Here is a 17220-nt window from a genome sequence, read left to right as displayed (position 1 = left end):
TCACTCCGACAACTCCCTCATCACAACCCCAAGCGGCAACTTCTCCCCAACAGCCCGCTCTTTGGCCTTTTCCCACATCGGCCAATTCGCCGGGAACTCGGGATCCATCAATTGCAGGCTGGCAAACAGGCTGACGTCTTCCGGGTCCGACAAGCCTTCTGCGCGCCCTGCGTCCAGCGCCTGCTTCACCTGGTTCAACCGATCGCCGTGACAGCTACTGGTGAATACCTCCGGCGCGTCTTTTTCCAGTTCGGTGGTCAGGTTGTAGGGTAGGGGGTCGACCTCCATCTCCTTCCATAACCTGGCGTCCAGGAAAATCGGTTGGTACTTGCCCGGTTGTTCCAGATTGAGCCCTTTGAAGCATTGCCACTCATCCTCCGCCTCTGGCACCCACCATTCCTGCAGTGGGCCGAAAAGCCACGCATGCCAGGACAGATCATCGCGAGCGTGGAGCATCGGCAGCACTTCTGGGGCGTAGCTGCGGATCATCAGGACTTCGTCGGCTTCATTTTTTGCCAGCAACGCGTCGCTCAGGTGCGCCGCGAGTTTGTCGGCGGGGCAGTCGGTGCGGATCCAGCTGGCCATGGCGGTGCATCCGACGAAGTATTCGTGAGCGAGAAAGGCCTCGAATTCCATGTCGCTGACGTCCACGAGCCATGGGCCGTAGTTGCGCAATTCGGCGAACTCAGGTTGGAGCATCAAGGGGCGGCGTGACGGATCGGATTTGAGGAATTGCTGTCGAGCCGGCTCAGCGAGCAGGCCCGTTTCAACGATTGCGAATCGCGACTGTGCGTTTTTATGCGCCTCTGCCCAGGCTTTCGCTGCGTCGTCCTTCGTCATCAATTGGCTCCCGATTGCAGGGCCAGTTTTTCCCGCATGGCTTTCTTCAGACATTCAACGCAGATGCCTTTCGGCGCCTTCAACTTCGGCACGACGGCCAGCGACTCAGCCTCGATCTTTTGATTCAGCCGGGTTTGCATCAAGCGTCCGGCCTTGTCGAGGGCTGCCAGGCCAGGAATGAAAGGCACGAGAATCTGGATACCGGAACCCACTCCCGGCGCGCCGCCGGTATTGGCCTTCACTTCCGCGCCACTGATGGTCACGCCACCCGCATCCACCTTGACGAAACTCCCCCCGGCCTTGGCCGTCAGTTCCATTCCGCCTTCGATCACGACTTTGTCACCGGCGTGGTAATGAATCTCCGTGCCTGCCTCGACGAACTGCCCGGTGCCGACCTTCACATGCTGAGTCACGCCCACGGTCAGGTGATCGTTGGCGCGCATCTCACTGACACGATCCAGATGAGTTATGCGGTGCTCTTCAACCTTGAATTCACTTAAAACATTGGCTTCAACGGTGTCGTGCCGCTCGTTGCCGACGCGGATCTTCTGGTCGTGCTCGATGTTCTCGTCCCAGTCGCGCTGGGCGTGGATGTAGATCTGCTCCACGCCTTTCTTGTCTTCGATGCGGAACTCGTTGTAGCCCTTGCCGCCCGGGGAACTCAGGGTCTTGAAGGTGCTGCGGGTCTTGTTTGCCGGCAGGTCGTAGGGGACGACGTTTTCCTTGTGGTACAGGCAACCGGTCACCAGCGGCTGGTCGGGGTCGCCTTCAAGGAAGGTCACCAGCACTTCCATGCCGATCCGTGGGATGGCGATGCCGCCGTAGGCCGCGCCGGCCCAGCCGCTGGCGACGCGCAGCCAGCAGGTGGTCTTGTCGTCGGCCAGGCCTTCACGGTCCCAGTGGAATTGCACCTTCACGCGGCCGTACTGGTCGCAGTGGATTTCTTCGCCGCCGGGGCCGGTGACGATGGCGGTCTGGCTGCCGAGGACTTTCGGTTTCGGGTGTTCGAGGGCAGGGCGGTAGTGCGCGTCCCACGGGGTGGCGACGAATCTGTTGCGGTAGCCTTGGTGGAAATCGCTCTTGCTGTCGGTGACGTCGCTGGTGACGTTTTCGCCCAGCACCTGCGGTTGCTTGCCTTCGTGGAAGATTTCCAGCAGCAGCCACATATCGTTCCATTCGGCGCGAGGATGTTCGGCCAGGGTCAGGAAGTGGCCCGTGGTCAGCGTCGGCTCGTCACCCTTGCCTTCGGCGAGTTTGTAGTCGCTGCGATGGCGTTCGAGTGCGCGGGTCGAGAGGAACTTGCCGCGTTCGCGAGTCGTGAAACGGCCGGGGTAGTCGTAGTCCTCGAGGTCCGGCATGAAAGCGGATTTGGCCGCGCCTTCAGGCAGGATCTTCGGTTTTTCGAAATCGTAGTCGCGGCGGCTGACGCGGCTGGTGCGGGTTTCCAGGCGCAGGTTGAAACGCTTGATCACCGGTTTGTCGGCGGTCATGCCGGAGTCTTGCTGGTAGTTCACCGGTTTCAGTTTGCGGAACACGGTCTGGTCGTCGCCGAACACCAGTTTGTGGCCGCTGCTGCTGTGCTGGAAGTGGAAGTGAATGCCTTCCTCTTCGCACAGGCGCTGGATGAAATGCAGGTCGGATTCGTCGTACTGCACGCAGTACTCGCGTTCCGGGTACTCGGCGCTGAGCTGGAAGCTGTAGGCGTCGGCCAGGATGCCGCGATCTTCCAGTACCTGGGCGATGATCTTCGGCACGGTCAGTTGCTGGAAGATCTGCTGGTCATGGTTGTGCCGCAGGTAGGCCAGTTGTGGCACCAGACTCAGGCTGTAGCGGGTCAGGGTCTTGCCGGAATCGCCCTGCTCGATGCGATACACCAGGCCATGGATCTTGCCCTCGCCGGTGGCGCCGAAGGTCAGGCAGCCGGGCTTGTGCAGGAGTTCTTCGAGCTTGAGGTCAGGACGGGCGCTGACCAGTTCAATGTCGAAACGGAACGGTTCGTTGAGGGCTTCGCGACCGGTGAAGCTGAGGACTTGCAGGTCGGCGGAGGCGCCTTCGAGCGTGAGGATAATGTGGGTAGCATTGGCGTCCAGCATGCCTTGTTTTCCGTCCATTGAATAAGCAAGGGACGGATGGTGCAGGATTAGCCGGGCTCGTACAACCCGCAAATACCCGTCAGGGGCGTAGGGTTTTCCCCTAGAACGGGCGGTTTCGCCAATGGATACGAGGCTTTTGCGACTGTCCGGTCATTTCAGCTCGATGACTTCAAAGCCCTTTTTGTCGGGCATCGCGTTCATCCCTTCGGGTTCTTCCGGCTGGCCTTTTGGGCTGATGTAGTCGTAGACGATGAATTTTTCAGGGATCTCATAACCTTCGTTGGGGATGACCAGGCGCATTTGTCGAGCACTCAGGTAAAGAAAGACCGGAAGGGCCTTCTCGGCAAAATCAATGCGCTCCAGGATTCCGCTGTCTGGGTTCTTGCGTAAAACGGCGCCTTTCAAATAGGGAGATCCATAGTTCAGGGCGTAGATCAGACCGGAGCCGGCGCACTTTGTCAGGGCGACTTCGCCAACAAAATCCGAATCGGGCATGTCGGTGAAAGCCGTTTCGGTCTGGTTGTTGATCTTGACGAAAAGTCGTTGTCCGTCCTCGCTGGAGGTGGACAGCAGGGAAACCGTCGATCCGTCCGAAAGTGGACAGTCCAGAAGGTCTTTTTTAACGTCTGCAAAAGCGGGATGACAGGCAAGTGCGAGGATGAAAGGGAGCCACAGCTTTTTCATTTCAATGTATCCCTGAGCACATCCATCGAGTTTGGGTTGGCGTCCAGCTTTCTGGCGCACTCACTGATTTTCCGATAGTAAACGCCGTTCGATTTGCCGCGGTACTTTATGTACGCCTCCTCGGTAGAACTCGAAATATCCAGCCAGTATTGCATGTACTCAGTACCGATCCTGATGTTCTGGGCTTCGTCCCAGATAAGGGGGGATGCGTAAAAAGCCGCTCCGGCGCTGAACGCCTCATCCGTCTGGGCCTGGTTTGGCATGCGACCCAGTTCCTTTTTCTTTCGGTATTTATAGACTTGCTTGACCGCCGGTTCCTGCATTTGCATGAGCCCCCGGGCGGAGTGTTTTCCACGACCGGCTTCAGGATCGAAGTGCGACTCCATGTAGATCTGGCAAATCACTGTGTTGGTGTCGATTTTCGATTGGTTGTTGGCTTCAACCAGTTTCCGTATTTCCTTCAATCGTTTGTTGTCTTCCACGGCAACTTTGGCCGAGGCTGTGTCCGCTTTCGGAGTGAGAGGTTTCTGAGCGGTGGTCAGTGGCTTGTTCTTGGCCATTTCAGTCGTCCCATCCTGGGGTGATCGGTGGAATGTCATCAAAGACTTCGATCACTGCCATTTCTGCTTCCGTGCTCGAAATCTTTGCAGTCTTGCCTTCTTCATTGGTGCGCCCAACGATGCTTTTGCCGGAGGCAGTCCTGATGACATACGGGAAGTTCTTGAGCGGTCGCCCGGTATCCTGACTGGTGACAAGGAAATCCAGATCATGTTCGGAATTCTCGGGGACGATCTTGCGCTCCAGCAACTGCCCGATGCTCCCCATGGCGGCTGCCACAGGAATCAGAGGGGTGAGAATCCCGATCCCGGTTCCCGCCCCCCGCGCACCACCGCTGTTGGCCTTCACCTCTGCACCACTGATGGTCACACCACCCGCATCCACCTTGACGAAACTGCCGCCAGCCTTCGCCGTCAGCTCCATCCCGCCTTCAATCACCACTTTCTCGCCAGCGTGGTAATGAATCTCCGTACCCGCTTCAACGAACTGCCCGGTGCCGACCTTCACGTGCTGGGTCACACCCACGGTCAGGTGATCGTTGGCGCGCATTTCGCTCTTGCGGTCCAGGTGGGTGATGCGGTGTTCCTCGACCTTGAATTCGCTCAGGGTGTTGGCTTCGACGGTGTCGTGCCGCTCGTTGCCGACGCGGATCTTCTGGTCGTGCTCGATGTTTTCGTCCCAGTCGCGCTGGGCGTGGATGTAGATCTGCTCCACGCCTTTCTTGTCTTCGATGCGGAACTCGTTGTAGCCCTTGCCGCCCGGGGAACTCAGGGTCTTGAAGGTGCTGCGGGTCTTGTTCGCCGGCAGATCGTACGGAACGACGTTTTCCTTGTGGTACAGGCAGCCGGTCACCAGCGGCTGGTCGGGGTCGCCTTCAAGGAAGGTCACCAGCACTTCCATGCCGATGCGCGGGATGGCGATGCCGCCGTAGGCCGCGCCGGCCCAGCCGCTGGCGACGCGCAGCCAGCAGGTGGTCTTGTCGTCGGCCTGGCCGTCGCGGTCCCAGTGGAATTGCACCTTCACGCGGCCGTACTGGTCGCAGTGGATTTCTTCGCCGCCGGGGCCGGTGACGATGGCGGTCTGGCTGCCGAGGACTTTCGGTTTCGGGTGTTCGAGGGCAGGGCGGTAGTGGGCGTCCCACGGAGTGGCCACGAAGCTGTTGCGGTAGCCTTGGTGGAAATCGCTCTTGTTGTCGGTGACGTCGCTGGTGACGTTTTCGCCCAGCACTTGCGGTTGCTTGCCTTCGTGGAAGATTTCCAGCAGCAACCACATATCGTTCCATTCGGCGCGAGGATGTTCGGCCAGGGTCAGGAAGTGGCCCGTGGTCAGCGTCGGCTCGTCACCCTTGCCTTCGGCGAGTTTGTAGTCGCTGCGATGGCGTTCGAGTGCGCGGGTCGAGAGGAACTTGCCGCGTTCGCGAGTCGTGAAACGGCCGGGGTAGTCGTAGTCCTCGAGGTCCGGCATGAAAGCGGATTTGGCCGCGCCTTCAGGCAGGATCTTCGGTTTTTCGAAATCGTAGTCGCGGCGGCTGACGCGGCTGGTGCGGGTTTCCAGGCGCAGGTTGAAACGCTTGATCACCGGTTTGTCGGCGGTCATGCCGGAGTCTTGCTGGTAGTTCACCGGTTTCAGTTTGCGGAACACGGTCTGGTCATCGCCGAACACCAGTTTGTGGCCGCTGCTGCTGTGCTGGAAGTGGAAGTGAATACCTTCCTCTTCGCACAGGCGCTGGATGAAATGCAGGTCGGATTCGTCGTACTGCACGCAGTACTCGCGTTCCGGGTACTCGGCGCTGAGCTGGAAGCTGTAGGCGTCGGCCAGGATGCCGCGATCTTCCAGTACCTGGGCGATGATCTTCGGCACGGTCAGTTGCTGGAAAATCTGCTGGTCATGGTTGTGCCGCAGGTAGGCCAGTTGCGGCACCAGGCTCAGGCTGTAGCGGGTCAGGGTCTTGCCGGAATCGCCCTGTTCGATGCGATACACCAAGCCATGAATCTTGCCCTCGCCGGTGGCGCCGAAGGTCAGGCAGCCGGGCTTGTGCAGGAGTTCTTCGAGCTTGAGGTCAGGACGGGCGCTGACCAGTTCAATGTCGAAACGGAACGGTTCGTTGAGGGCTTCGCGACCGGTGAAGCTGAGGACTTGCAGGTCGGCGGAGGCGCCTTCAATGGAGAAGCTGATGTGAATGGCATTAGCGTCCAGCATGCTTTGAATTCCATCCGTGAATAAGCAGGATGCAAATGTAGCGGGATTCGCCAGAAGCGCACAATCGAAAAATCCTGTAGAGCGCACGCGGGTCGGAACAATCAGTCAGTTTCAGACTAAAGTCGCCTGTAGCACGTCAAAGCCATCTGCCATCATGGGCGCTCACCCCCGCGTGTTCACTTCCTCCCGGCTCTTCACTGTGCCGGGACGGGAGCTATTTCTGGTTGTTTGCGCGACTGCGCAATCGTTGTTCTGTTGGAGTTTTCAATGCGTCCCCCATTTCCCCTCATCACCCCGCGCCAGTCGTTTGGCTTCGGAGCCCTGGTGCTGTGCGCCGGTTTTACCGCACAGGCTCAGGCCGGCGGTTTCTTCGAAGACACCACGGCGAAGATCGAATCGCGTACGGTGTACTTCAACCGCGATTTCCGTGATGGGCACACCTCCAGCGATCAAGGCGCGTCCAAGCGCGAAGAGTCGGCTCAAGGCTTCATTCTCAATCTGCAATCGGGTTACACCGAAGGCACCGTAGGTTTCGGCATCGATGCGCTGGGCATGGCGGGCTTCCAGCTCGATTCCAGCCCCGACCGCAGCAACAGCGGCCTGCTGCCGTCCAGCGGCGAGAATCCGCGCGGTTCGAAAGGCCAGTACGCGAAAATGGGCCTGACCGCCAAAGTGAAAGTCTCGGATACGGTGCTGAAATACGGCGCGTTGCTGCCGGATCTGCCGCTGCTCAAGTACAACGACGGCCGTCTGCTGCCGACCATGTTCAACGGCGCGATGCTGACCTCCAAAGAGGTGAAGGACCTGACCTTCATGGCCGCACGCCTGGACAAGTACACCGCCCGGGACTCGACCGATTCCCAGGACATCCGCGTGCACTGCAAGAACAAGCGCTATGCGTGCAACACCACCGCCGATCATTTCGACATGTACGGCTTCGACTACAAGATCAACGATCGTCTGACCGCGCAGTACCACTACGCCGAACTGGAAGACATCTATCGTCAGCACTTCGTGGGTCTGTTGGCCAACCAGCCGCTGGGCGATGGTGTGTTGAAAGCCGATCTGCGCTTGCTCAAGAGCGCTGATAGCGGTGATGCCAAAGCGGGTTCCATCGATAACCGCGCACTGAGCGGCATGCTGTCCTACGGCATCAGCGGCCACACCTTCAGCGCCGGCTGGCAGCGCATGAACGGCGACAACTCGATGCCGTACCTCGATGGCAGCAACCCGTACCTTGTGAACTACGTGCAGGTCAACGACTTCGCCGCCGCGCAGGAACGTTCCTGGCAGCTGCGTTACGACTATGACTTCAAGGCCATCGGTATCAACGGCCTGAGTTTCCTGACCCGTTACGTGAACGGCGATCACATCAAGGTCCCGGGCAGCGATCAGGAAGGCAAAGAGTGGGAACGCGACAGCGAGTTGAAGTACGTGATCCAGAGCGGCACGTTCAAGGACGTCAGCCTGCGTCTGCGTAACGCGACGTATCGGACGAACTACGAGAAGTTCGCCCGGGACGTGGATGAGACCCGGTTGATCGTGAGTTACAACTTTTCGGTGTTGTAACCCATAGGTCGGCGGTGTCTGAGCTGACGCCATCGCGAGCAAGCTCGCTCCCACAGGTTTCCCGGGTGCTCACTAAATTGTGGTCACTCTAAATCCCTGTGGGAGCGAGCTTGCTCGCGAATGCGTCCTTAAGGGCTCCGAGGGTCAGAGCCAATGCCAGAACCGGCTCCAGAACCCGCGATTCAAATCATCCTTGCACGCCGCGTATTGCTGGCCGTACATGTCCGAACGGTTCTGCACCTTGCGCGCCACCGGCGGCAGCCACGCCTTGCTGGCGTAGGTCTTCTGCCGGAAACCGCCCCAGCCCTCGTGGTAGTTGAGGTACTGGTTGTAGGCGTCGTACTTGTACACGCCGTTGATCGACGTGGTCTTATCCATGTACCAGCCGACAAAGTCGATGGCGTCATCGAAGTCTTCGCGGTCGGCGCCGTGGCGGCCGGTGCTTTTCTGGTAGTCGGCCCAGACTTCATCCTTGGCCTGCGCATAACCCGCTGCGGTCGTGACGCGTCCCCACGGGATCACCCACAACAGGTATTTGCGCGGCGTCTTGGCGTCGTAGCGGTAGCCGGACTCCTGATACATGATCGCGAACGGCACCTGGATCGGCACGCCCCAGCGCTTTTGCGTGACTTGCGCGGCGTCGTACCAATCACTTTTCTCACGGAAAATCTCGCAGAGGTTTTCCGGTGAACGCGGCGGCGATGTTCCGCAACCGCTCAACAATGCCGCCAATACCAACAGTCCAACCGTACGCCCCGAATTCAAAAGCCGTCATCCCGTCGTGCAAAAAAGGGCGCCAGTCTACGCGGTCAGGTCAACTGGTGGCGATAAGGCAAATCCGGACCTGTCTTGCTGCACGTCAGGGCGGCCGCCTGTACGGCAAACCTGAGCATGGCGTCGATCTGCTCGCGATTCAGATGCTGTACGCCGTCCACCGAATCCAGTTCATGTTCAGTCAGCCAGGTGATCAACGCGGCCTGGAAGGTATCGCCCGCGCCGACGGTATCGGCAATCTTCACCGAGCTTGCCGGCACCGACCATGAGCCATGAGCGCGGCTGAACACGGTCGCGCCTTCACCGCCACGGGTCAGGAACACCACCTGACAGCGATGCTGCAGCCAGCCTTCGATGACGCGCTGCGGATCCTGCTCGGGGTACAGCAGGCTCAAATCCTCGTCGCTGACCTTGATCAGGTCCGCCAACTGGACCAGCGTGGCGATCCGCTCACGCCACAGGTCGATGTTCGGTTCGGGATTGAGGCGCACGTTCGGGTCGAGGCTGATCAGGCGTTTGCCGCTTTCGCGCTTAATCAGCGCAAGCAAGGTATCCGCCACCGGTTGCACCACCAGCGAGAACGAGCCGAAGTGCAGACCACGCACGTCCGGCCCCAGCGTCGGCAGATGCGCCAGGCTCAACTGGCGGTCAGCGCAGCCTTCGCCCCGGAAGCTGTAATGCGGCGAGCCATTGGCGCCCACCGCGACCATCGCCAGCGTGGTCGGCGCGGCGAAATCCACCAGGTAATCCGGGCGTACGCCTTCGTCCTGCAGCACCTGCTGCAAGCGCCGGCCCAGGTAATCGGTGGACAGCCCGGCGAACAGCGCCGAGTCCACGCCCAGGCGACGCAAACCCACCGCCACGTTGAACGGCGAGCCACCGGCAATCGCCTTGAAATTGACTTTCGACGCCTGCCCGCCGGCATCGTCTTCGCTGAAGAAATCGAACAGCGCTTCGCCACACACCAGGTACATAGTTGTTTGCTCTTTATAAGGTTGCGACATGCAGTCGATAGCGTTCATAGGCCTGCTGGAAAGCCGCGACATTCGTGGCAACCGGCAGGGTTTCACTGTTCAGGTCGAGCTTCACGCAGCGCTCGCACAGGTCGGCCAGGGTGTCTTCGTGGCCGTTGGACCACGACTTGCACCATGCGGCCTGAATCGCCGCACCGAGGGCGGCGGCTTCGCTTTGTTCGGTGCAGATCACCGGGGTGTTCATGATGTCGGCGACGATCTGCCGCCACACCGCACTTTTCGAGCCGCCGCCGATCAGGCAAATGCTGCGGCTTTGTAAACCATTCTGGCGCAACAGATCCAGTCCGAAACGCAGGCCGAAGGTGGTGCCTTCGACGGCGGCGCGGCACAGATTGGCTTGCGTCAGGTTATCGATCGTCAGGCCGTGCAGGCTGCCGGTGGCGTGGGGCAGGGGAGGCACGCGTTCGCCGTTGAGGAACGGCAGCATGCTCACGCCCTCGGCACCGATCGGGGCCTGGGCAACCAAGGCATTGAAAGCGTCGAGATCGAGATCGAACAGTTCGCGAATCGCCCCGGTGGCGTTGGTCAGGTTCATGGTGCAGATCAATGGCAGCCAGCCGCCGCTGGACGAACAGAAAGTCGCGACCGAAGCATCCGGGCTGACTTTCGGCGCCTCGGCGTAGGCGTACACCGTGCCGGAAGAACCGAGGCTCATGGTGATCGCCCCCGGTTGAATATTGGCGGTGCCGATGGCGCCCATCATGTTGTCGCCGCCACCGCTGGACACCAGCGCGTTGGGGTTAATGCCCAGGTGTTCGGCAATCGCCGGCAGGATCGTACCGACCGCTTGATGGGCGTCGATCAGCTCTGGCAGCGCCGCTTGCAGGCGGCCACTGGCGTCGATGTCGCGCAGCAGTTGCAGATCCCATTGGCGGGTGCGTACGTTGAAGTAACCGGTGCCGGATGCGTCGCCGTATTCGCTGCAGCTTCGGCCGGTGAGCCAGAAGTTCAGGTAGTCGTGGGGCAGCAGGATTTTGGCGATCCGTGAGAATACGGCGGGGTGTTGTTCTTTGGTCCATAACAGTTTGGACACGGTGTAACCCGGCGCAATCACCACGCCGAGGCGTTCCAGCGAGCCTTTTTCGCCGCCCAGCCAAGTCAGCAGACGGTCGTTTTCCGCCGTGGTTTCGGTATCGCACCAGAGCTTGGCCGGGCGCAGGACCTGGCCTTGCTCGTCGAGCAGCACCAGACCGTGTTGCTGGCCGGAAACACCGATGCCGAGGATCGACTGGCCGTCGACATTTGCCGCCAGCAACGCACGCCGGGTGGCGAGGGCGAAGGCTTCCAGCCACTGCGCTGTGTCCTGCTCGCGGCGGCCATTGGCGCCGCTGATCATCGTGTGGGCGGCGGCGCCCTGGCCTAGCACCTGGCCGCTGGTGGCGTCGAGGATGATGGCTTTGGTGCCTTGGGTGCCGCAGTCGATGCCGAGGAAGAGTTGTCGGGTTGTCATGAGTGCTTCACCCGTCAGGACAGAATACTTTCCAGCGTCCGCGTCACACCTTCTTCACGCAAGCTGTTCAGACACCACTCAAACGCCGCGACAAACTCCGCCGAACGCGGAATTGCCCCCCCGAAAATCTCCTCAACCCCCAACAATCGCTCAGTAATCAGCGCATCCTCCGCCACCAACGCCTGACAAAACGCCGCCCGAGGATCCGGAATCGAGTAAATGTCGCCATTCTCGTCCACGCCCTTCAGATAAAGCGCCCAGGCCGCCACCACCAGCGCCGCACGCTTGGTCTCGCGTCCATCGGCAATCAACCGATTGATCGTCGGAATGGTGAACTTGGGAAACTTCGACGAACCATCCGAACACACCCGCTCAAGCTGATCGGCAATCGCCTGATTGGAAAACCGCGCCACCAGCGTGTTCTTGTACTCGGTCAGGTCGATGCCCGGCACCGGCGCCAGTTGCGGGGTCACGTCCAGGTCCATGTAGGCGCGCATGTAACGCACGAACAACGGGTCGTTCATGGTCTCATGAACGAAACGGTAGCCCTTCAAAAAGCCCAGATAGGTCAGGGCCAGATGACTGCCGTTGAGCAGCTTGATCTTCATCTCTTCGTAGGGCGAAACGTCGTCGGTGAACTGCACACCGACCTTTTCCCAGGCCGGGCGGCCGTTGACGAACTTGTCTTCCAGCACCCACTGCACAAACGGTTCGCACACCACCGGCCAGGCGTCGTCGACGGCGTGTTTGTCCGCCAGTTGCAGGCGATGCGCGGTGCTGGTCATCGGCGTGATGCGATCGACCATGGCGTTGGGGAAGCTGACGTTGGCGTCGATCCAGTCGCGCAGGTCAGGGTCCAGCAGCGCGGTGAAGGCCAGCAGTGCCTTGCGGGTGACAGCGCCGTTGTGCGGCAGGTTATCGCAGGACATCACGGTGAACGCTGGAATGCCTGCTTTGCGTCGCTTGGCCAGCGCCGCGCAAAGGAAACCGAACACGGTTTGCGGCTGCTGCGGGTAGGTCAAGTCGTGCTGAATCTGTGGCAGGTGCGCCATGAACTCGCCGTTGCTGTCGTCGATGCAATAGCCGCCCTCGGTGATGGTCAGCGAGACAATGCGGATCTGCGGATCGGCGAGTTTGTCGATCAGCACCTGGGCGCTGTCGCTGGCCAGCAGCATGTCGCGGATCGCGCCGATGACGCGGACTTCGGTGTCGTCGCTGTCACCCAATTCGAACAGGGTGAACAGGTAATCCTGTTCCTTGAGATCGTCCCGGGCGCGGCGGTCTTCGGCGCGCAGGCCGACACCGCAAATGGCCCAGTCCAGCGCTTCGCCGGTGTTCATCAGCGCGTCGGTGTAATACGCCTGATGCGCACGATGGAAGCCGCCGACGCCGATGTGGGCAATGCCCTGGCGGGTGTCGCTGAGGCTGTAGGCCGGCAGTTTCACTTCGGCGGCGAGGCGGTTGAGGTTTTGCTTGTTGAGTTTCATCGGATCAGTCTCGAAATCAGGCGGCGGCGCGCAACGGGCGGGTCAGCGCCACGCCGTCGGCATCGAACAGATGGCAGTGGGCGGCGTCCAGGTGCAGGTTCAGTTGTTCGCCATAACGGCTCGCCAGATCACCGCGCACGCGCATGGTCAGGGCTTCGCCGGCGTTGGTCTTGACGTGGCAGAAGGTGTCGCTGCCCAGTCGTTCGCTGACGTCGGCGGTGACTTGCAAGGTGCAGTCGCCCGGTTGCGCCAGTTCCAGATGTTCCGGGCGAATGCCCAGGGTCACGGCGCTGCCGACGCTCAGGTTCGACGCGTTGAACGGCAGGGTGATGCGAGTGCCGGCGTCCAGCGAGACTTCGCAGCTCGGGCCGTCGATCCGGGCGATCTTGCCCTTGAGGAAGCCCATTTTCGGTGTGCCGAGGAACCCGGCGACGAACAGGTTGGCGGGGTTGTGATACAGCTCCAGCGGCGAGCCGACCTGCTCGATCTTGCCGCCATTGAGCACCACCACCTTGTCGGCCATGGTCATGGCTTCGACCTGATCGTGGGTCACATAAATCATGGTCGCTTTGAGGTCCTTGTGCAGGCGCAGCAGTTCCAGGCGCATTTGCACCCGCAGGGCGGCGTCGAGGTTGGACAGTGGTTCGTCGAACAGAAAGATTTTCGGGTTGCGCACGATTGCCCGACCGATGGCCACGCGCTGACGCTGGCCGCCGGACAACTGCTTTGGCTTACGCTCCAGCATCGGGCCCAGTTCGAGAATGCGCGCCGCTTCGCCGACTTTCTTCTCGACTTCGGCTTTCGGTACGCCGGCCAGATCGAGGGCGAACGACATGTTTTTCTTCACGGTCATGTGCGGGTACAGCGCGTAGGTCTGGAACACCATCGCCAGGTCACGCTTGGCCGGGCTGACTTCGGTGATGTCGCGCCCGTCCAGTTCGATGGTGCCGCCGCTGACTTCTTCAAGGCCGGCGATCAGTCGCAGCAGGGTGGATTTGCCGCAGCCCGACGGGCCGACGAACACCACGAATTCCTTGTCGTTCACCTCAAGGTCGATGCCCTTGATGATGGAAAAACCTTCGAAGCCTTTTTGCAGATTCTTGATTTTCAGGTTGGCCATGGTGGCGCTCCTCATGCGAATTCTTATTTGACGGCGCCGAACGACAGGCCGCGCACCAGTTGTTTCTGGCTGATCCAGCCGAAGATCAGGATTGGCGCGCAGGCCAGCGTCGAGACGGCCGACAACTTGGCCCAGAACAAGCCTTCGGGGCTTGAGTAGGAGGCGATCAGCGCGGTCAGTGGCGCGGCTTTGGACGAGGTCAGGTTCAGTGACCAGAACGCTTCGTTCCAGCACAGGATCAGCGACAGCAGCACCGTCGAGGCGAGGCCGCCCTTGGCGATCGGCAGCAGCACGCGGAGCATTTCCTGAGCGAGGGTGGCGCCGTCGAGGCGGGCGGCTTCGAGGATGTCTTTGGGAATGTCCTTGAAATAGGTGTAAACCATCCAGACCACGATCGGCAGGTTGATAAGCGTGTAGATCACGATCAGCGCGATGCGCGTGTCGAGCAGGCCGAAACTCTTGGCCAGCAGGTAGATCGGCATCAGCACGCCCACCGGCGGCAGCATTTTGGTGGAGAGCATCCACAGCAGCGTGCCCTTGGTGCGCTGAGTTTCGTAGAACGCCATCGAGTAGGCCGCAGGCACCGCGATCAGCAGGCACAGGGCGGTAGCGCTGAAGGAGATCACCACCGAGTTCCAGGCGAAACTGAAGTAATCGCTGCGCTCGTTGATGTGCAGGTAGTTCTCCAGCGTCGGCGTGAAGAACAACTGCGGCGGCGTGGCGAAGGCGTCGATTTCGGTCTTGAAACTGGTCAGCACCATCCAGAAGATCGGGAAGAAAATGATGATCGCGATGGCCCAGGCCAGCGTGCCGAGCAGCAGGCTTTGCAGCCGGCGGGATTGTTGAAGAGTCATGGCAGGCCTCAGGCTTTGTCAGTCAGGTTTTTGCCGATCATCCGCACCAGAATGATCGCGGCGATGTTGGCGATGACCACGGCGATCAGGCCGCCGGCCGAGGCCATGCCGACGTCGAACTGCACCAGCGCCTGGTTGTAGATCAGGTAGGCGAGGTTGGTCGACGCGTAGCCGGGGCCGCCGTTGGTGGTGGTGAAGATTTCGGCGAACACCGACAGCAGGAAGATGGTTTCAATCATCACCACCACGGCAATCGGTCGCGCCAGATGCGGCAGGGTCAGGTGCCAGAAGATCGCGACGGGACCGGCGCCGTCGAGGCGGGCGGCTTCTTTCTGTTCCTGGTCGAGGGATTGCATGGCGGTCATCAGGATCAGGATGGCGAAGGGCAGCCATTGCCACGACACAATGATGATGATCGACAGCAGCGGGTAGTGCGCCAGCCAGTCCACCGGTTGCGCGCCGAACAGCTTCCAGAGGTAGGCGAGGATCCCGGAGACCGGGTGAAAGATCAGGTTTTTCCAGATCAGCGCACCGACTGTGGGCATGATGAAGAACGGCGAAATCAGCATCACCCGCACGATGCCGCGACCGAAGAACTCGCTGGCTTCCAGCAACGCACTGATCAACACGCCGAACACCACGCTGATCAGCAACACACTGCCCACCAGCAGCAAGGTGTTGGTGGCGCCGGGCAGGAAGCCCGAATCGGTCAGAAAGTAGGTGAAGTTATCCAGCCCGACGAACTCGTTGATACCCGGGTCGAGCAGGTTGTAGCGGATCGTCGAGAAATAGACGGTCATGCCCAGCGGCACGATCATCCACAGCAGCAACAGGGCTACCGAAGGGCTGACCAGAAACCAGCCGGGATTGGCCACGCGGTTTTTGCGCCGGGGTTGCGACAGGTCGATGTGGGCTTTGGCAGTTGAAGTATTCATGAGGATCACAACCGAGTCATACAGACCTATGAAGATCCCCTGTGGGAGCGGGCTTGCTCGCGAAAGCGGACTTTCAGTCGACATCAATGTTGAATGTCAGATTGCTTTCGCGAGCAAGCCCGCTCCCACAGGAGGCAGGAGCGAGCTTTGCGGATTACTTCGGATAACCCGCGCGCTTCATCTCGCGTTCGGTGGTTTGCTGCGCGGCGGCCAGGGCCTGGTCGACCGTGGTCTGGCCGATCAGCGCGGCCGAAAACAGCTTGCCGACCTGGGTGCCGATGCCCTGGAACTCGGGAATGGTCACCAGTTGAATGCCGATGTAAGGCACGGGCTTGAGGGTCGGTTTGCTCGGGTCGGCCGCTTTCAGCGATTCAAGCGTCACCTTGGCAAACGGCGCTGCGCTCATGTAAGCCTCGCTGTAGGTCGAGGCGCGAGTGCCCGGCGGTACGTTGGCGATGCCGTCGGTCTTGGCGACCAGTTCGCCGTACTCCTTGGAGGTGGCCCAGGCGCTGAACTCCTTGGCGGCGTCCTTGGCCTTGGAGCTGGTCGGAATCGCCAGCGCCCACGAGTACAGCCACGCAGAACCCTTGTCGGTGACCTGATGTGGCGCGTAGGTGAAGCCGACGTGATCGGCGACCTTGCTCTGGGTCTTGTCGGTGACGAACGAGCCGGCGACGCTGGCATCGACCCAGATCGCGCATTTGCCGCTGTTGAACAGCGCGAGGTTCTCGTTGAAACCGTTGCTCGATGCGCCCGGTGGGCCGGATTTTTTCATGGTGTCGACGTAGAAGTTCAGCGCGTTCTTCCATTCCGGGCCACTGAATTCGGGTTTCCACTGCTCATCGAACCAGCGTGCGCCGTAGGCGTTGGCCACGGTGGTGATCAGCGCCATGTTCTCGCCCCAGCCAGCTTTGCCACGCAAGCAGATGCCGTATTGTTCCTTGTCCTTGTTGGTGAGCTTTTCGGCGAAGCCGGCGATCTGCTCCCAGGTCGGACGCTCGGGCATGGTCAGGCCGGCGTCCTTGAACAGGTCGGTGCGGTAATAGGTGATGGAGCTTTCGGCGTAGAACGGCAGGGCGTACAGCGAACCCTTGACCGACAGGCCTTCACGCACCGACGGGAACACATCGTCGAGGGCGTAGCTGGCCGGCAGATCCTTCATCGGCTCCAGCCAGCCTTTGGCGCCCCAGAGTGCGGCTTCGTACATGCCGATGGTCAACACGTCGAACTGCCCGCCCTGGGTGGCGATGTCGGTGGTCAGGCGCTGACGCAGGACGTTTTCTTCCAGCACGACCCAGTTCAACTTGATGTCCGGGTGCTCGGTCTCGAAGGTTTTCGAGAGCTTTTGCATGCGGATCATGTCGCTGTTGTTGACGGTGGCAATGGTCAGGGTCTGGGCGCCAAGGCTGACGCTGCTGAGGGTCATGCAGGTGAGGGCAAGCAGAGCTTTTGCAGTGGGTTGCATCGTGCACTCCTTTTCTGCACCCGGAGGGGGACAGAAGGACGGTTATTGTTTTTGTGTCTTCCGGCTGCAGGAAGAATGTGCACTGATTACAGCCTTCAATCGCAGGGCTGACAAATCATCCCTAGCACTTGAATCGATACTTTTTTGCACTCGGGATT

At 60.4% G+C, this 17220-nt stretch carries 14 protein-coding genes; 1 reads left to right on the top strand and 13 read right to left on the bottom strand.

The window, feature by feature from the left end:
• The 5 genes from CAG02_RS02310 to tssI all read right to left on the bottom strand — a co-directional run bounded on the left by CAG02_RS02310 (position 1) and on the right by tssI (position 6374).
• Positions 1-840 carry a DUF4123 domain-containing protein gene (locus CAG02_RS02310; RefSeq protein WP_170931556.1) on the bottom strand — a complete coding sequence of 280 codons (840 nt, stop codon included), beginning with the start codon at positions 838-840 and terminating at the stop codon, positions 1-3.
• Complete coding sequence (locus tag CAG02_RS02305; RefSeq protein ID WP_085709763.1) at positions 840-2933, bottom strand: type VI secretion system tip protein VgrG; 2094 nt, start codon at positions 2931-2933, stop codon at positions 840-842. Before CAG02_RS02305 ends, CAG02_RS02310 begins: the two co-directional genes overlap by 1 nt.
• 150 nt (positions 2934-3083) lie before the next feature.
• Entirely contained in the window at positions 3084-3617 is a 534-nt protein-coding gene (locus tag CAG02_RS02300; protein WP_085709764.1) for a hypothetical protein, read from the bottom strand.
• Complete coding sequence (locus CAG02_RS02295; RefSeq protein WP_085709765.1) at positions 3614-4177, bottom strand: transglycosylase SLT domain-containing protein; 564 nt, start codon at positions 4175-4177, stop codon at positions 3614-3616. Before CAG02_RS02295 ends, CAG02_RS02300 begins: the two co-directional genes overlap by 4 nt.
• Before the next feature lies 1 nt (position 4178).
• Complete coding sequence (tssI, locus tag CAG02_RS02290) at positions 4179-6374, bottom strand: type VI secretion system tip protein VgrG (RefSeq protein WP_085709766.1); 2196 nt, start codon at positions 6372-6374, stop codon at positions 4179-4181.
• Between the two features lie 267 nt (positions 6375-6641).
• On the opposite strand from tssI, the gene CAG02_RS02285 reads away from it, so the two are divergent.
• On the top strand, positions 6642-7943 hold the full coding sequence (locus CAG02_RS02285; protein ID WP_085709767.1) for an OprD family porin: 1302 nt from the start codon (positions 6642-6644) through the stop codon (positions 7941-7943).
• A 144-nt stretch (positions 7944-8087) separates the two neighbouring features.
• On the opposite strand, the gene CAG02_RS02280 is transcribed toward CAG02_RS02285, so the two are convergent.
• From CAG02_RS02280 to CAG02_RS02245, 8 genes are all read right to left on the bottom strand, one after another.
• Complete coding sequence (locus CAG02_RS02280; protein ID WP_085709768.1) at positions 8088-8708, bottom strand: hypothetical protein; 621 nt, start codon at positions 8706-8708, stop codon at positions 8088-8090.
• Positions 8709-8752: 44 nt separating this feature from the next.
• Positions 8753-9691 carry a carbohydrate kinase gene (locus CAG02_RS02275; RefSeq protein WP_085709769.1) on the bottom strand — a complete coding sequence of 313 codons (939 nt, stop codon included), beginning with the start codon at positions 9689-9691 and terminating at the stop codon, positions 8753-8755.
• A 13-nt stretch (positions 9692-9704) separates the two neighbouring features.
• Positions 9705-11201, bottom strand: a complete 1497-nt coding sequence (gene xylB, locus CAG02_RS02270; protein WP_085709770.1) for a xylulokinase — start codon at positions 11199-11201, stop codon at positions 9705-9707.
• Positions 11202-11215: 14 nt separating this feature from the next.
• Complete coding sequence (locus tag CAG02_RS02265; RefSeq protein WP_085709771.1) at positions 11216-12688, bottom strand: mannitol dehydrogenase family protein; 1473 nt, start codon at positions 12686-12688, stop codon at positions 11216-11218.
• Positions 12689-12704: 16 nt separating this feature from the next.
• Entirely contained in the window at positions 12705-13808 is a 1104-nt protein-coding gene (locus CAG02_RS02260; RefSeq protein WP_085709772.1) for an ABC transporter ATP-binding protein, read from the bottom strand.
• 23 nt (positions 13809-13831) lie between these two features.
• Positions 13832-14662: a carbohydrate ABC transporter permease gene (locus tag CAG02_RS02255; RefSeq protein WP_085709773.1), complete on the bottom strand. Its 831-nt coding sequence runs from the start codon at positions 14660-14662 to the stop codon at positions 13832-13834.
• 8 nt (positions 14663-14670) lie between these two features.
• Positions 14671-15597: a carbohydrate ABC transporter permease gene (locus CAG02_RS02250; protein WP_085709774.1), complete on the bottom strand. Its 927-nt coding sequence runs from the start codon at positions 15595-15597 to the stop codon at positions 14671-14673.
• A 154-nt stretch (positions 15598-15751) separates the two neighbouring features.
• A complete protein-coding gene (locus CAG02_RS02245; RefSeq protein WP_085709775.1) occupies positions 15752-17062 on the bottom strand; it encodes a sugar ABC transporter substrate-binding protein in 1311 nt (436 codons plus the stop codon).
• Positions 17063-17220 lie beyond the last annotated feature (158 nt).

Origin of the sequence: Pseudomonas sp. R43(2017), from assembly GCF_002112345.1 — a bacterium.
Taxonomy (GTDB): Bacteria; Pseudomonadota; Gammaproteobacteria; order Pseudomonadales; family Pseudomonadaceae; genus Aquipseudomonas; species Aquipseudomonas kribbensis.
The sequence above is the reverse complement of the archived record's forward strand: the minus strand, read 5'-3'. Positions and strand labels throughout refer to the sequence as shown.

Coding starts and splice junctions, on each gene's coding strand:
- CAG02_RS02260 (WP_085709772.1), bottom strand. CDS start 13,808: ATGGCCAACCTGAAAATCAAGAATCTGCAAAAAGGCTTCGAAGGTTTT.
- xylB (WP_085709770.1), bottom strand. CDS start 11,201: ATGACAACCCGACAACTCTTCCTCGGCATCGACTGCGGCACCCAAGGC.
- CAG02_RS02285 (WP_085709767.1), top strand. CDS start 6,642: ATGCGTCCCCCATTTCCCCTCATCACCCCGCGCCAGTCGTTTGGCTTC.
- CAG02_RS02300 (WP_085709764.1), bottom strand. CDS start 3,617: ATGAAAAAGCTGTGGCTCCCTTTCATCCTCGCACTTGCCTGTCATCCC.
- CAG02_RS02295 (WP_085709765.1), bottom strand. CDS start 4,177: ATGGCCAAGAACAAGCCACTGACCACCGCTCAGAAACCTCTCACTCCG.
- CAG02_RS02250 (WP_085709774.1), bottom strand. CDS start 15,597: ATGAATACTTCAACTGCCAAAGCCCACATCGACCTGTCGCAACCCCGG.
- CAG02_RS02275 (WP_085709769.1), bottom strand. CDS start 9,691: ATGTACCTGGTGTGTGGCGAAGCGCTGTTCGATTTCTTCAGCGAAGAC.
- CAG02_RS02310 (WP_170931556.1), bottom strand. CDS start 840: ATGACGAAGGACGACGCAGCGAAAGCCTGGGCAGAGGCGCATAAAAAC.
- CAG02_RS02305 (WP_085709763.1), bottom strand. CDS start 2,933: ATGCTGGACGCCAATGCTACCCACATTATCCTCACGCTCGAAGGCGCC.
- CAG02_RS02265 (WP_085709771.1), bottom strand. CDS start 12,688: ATGAAACTCAACAAGCAAAACCTCAACCGCCTCGCCGCCGAAGTGAAA.
- CAG02_RS02255 (WP_085709773.1), bottom strand. CDS start 14,662: ATGACTCTTCAACAATCCCGCCGGCTGCAAAGCCTGCTGCTCGGCACG.
- CAG02_RS02245 (WP_085709775.1), bottom strand. CDS start 17,062: ATGCAACCCACTGCAAAAGCTCTGCTTGCCCTCACCTGCATGACCCTC.
- tssI (WP_085709766.1), bottom strand. CDS start 6,374: ATGCTGGACGCTAATGCCATTCACATCAGCTTCTCCATTGAAGGCGCC.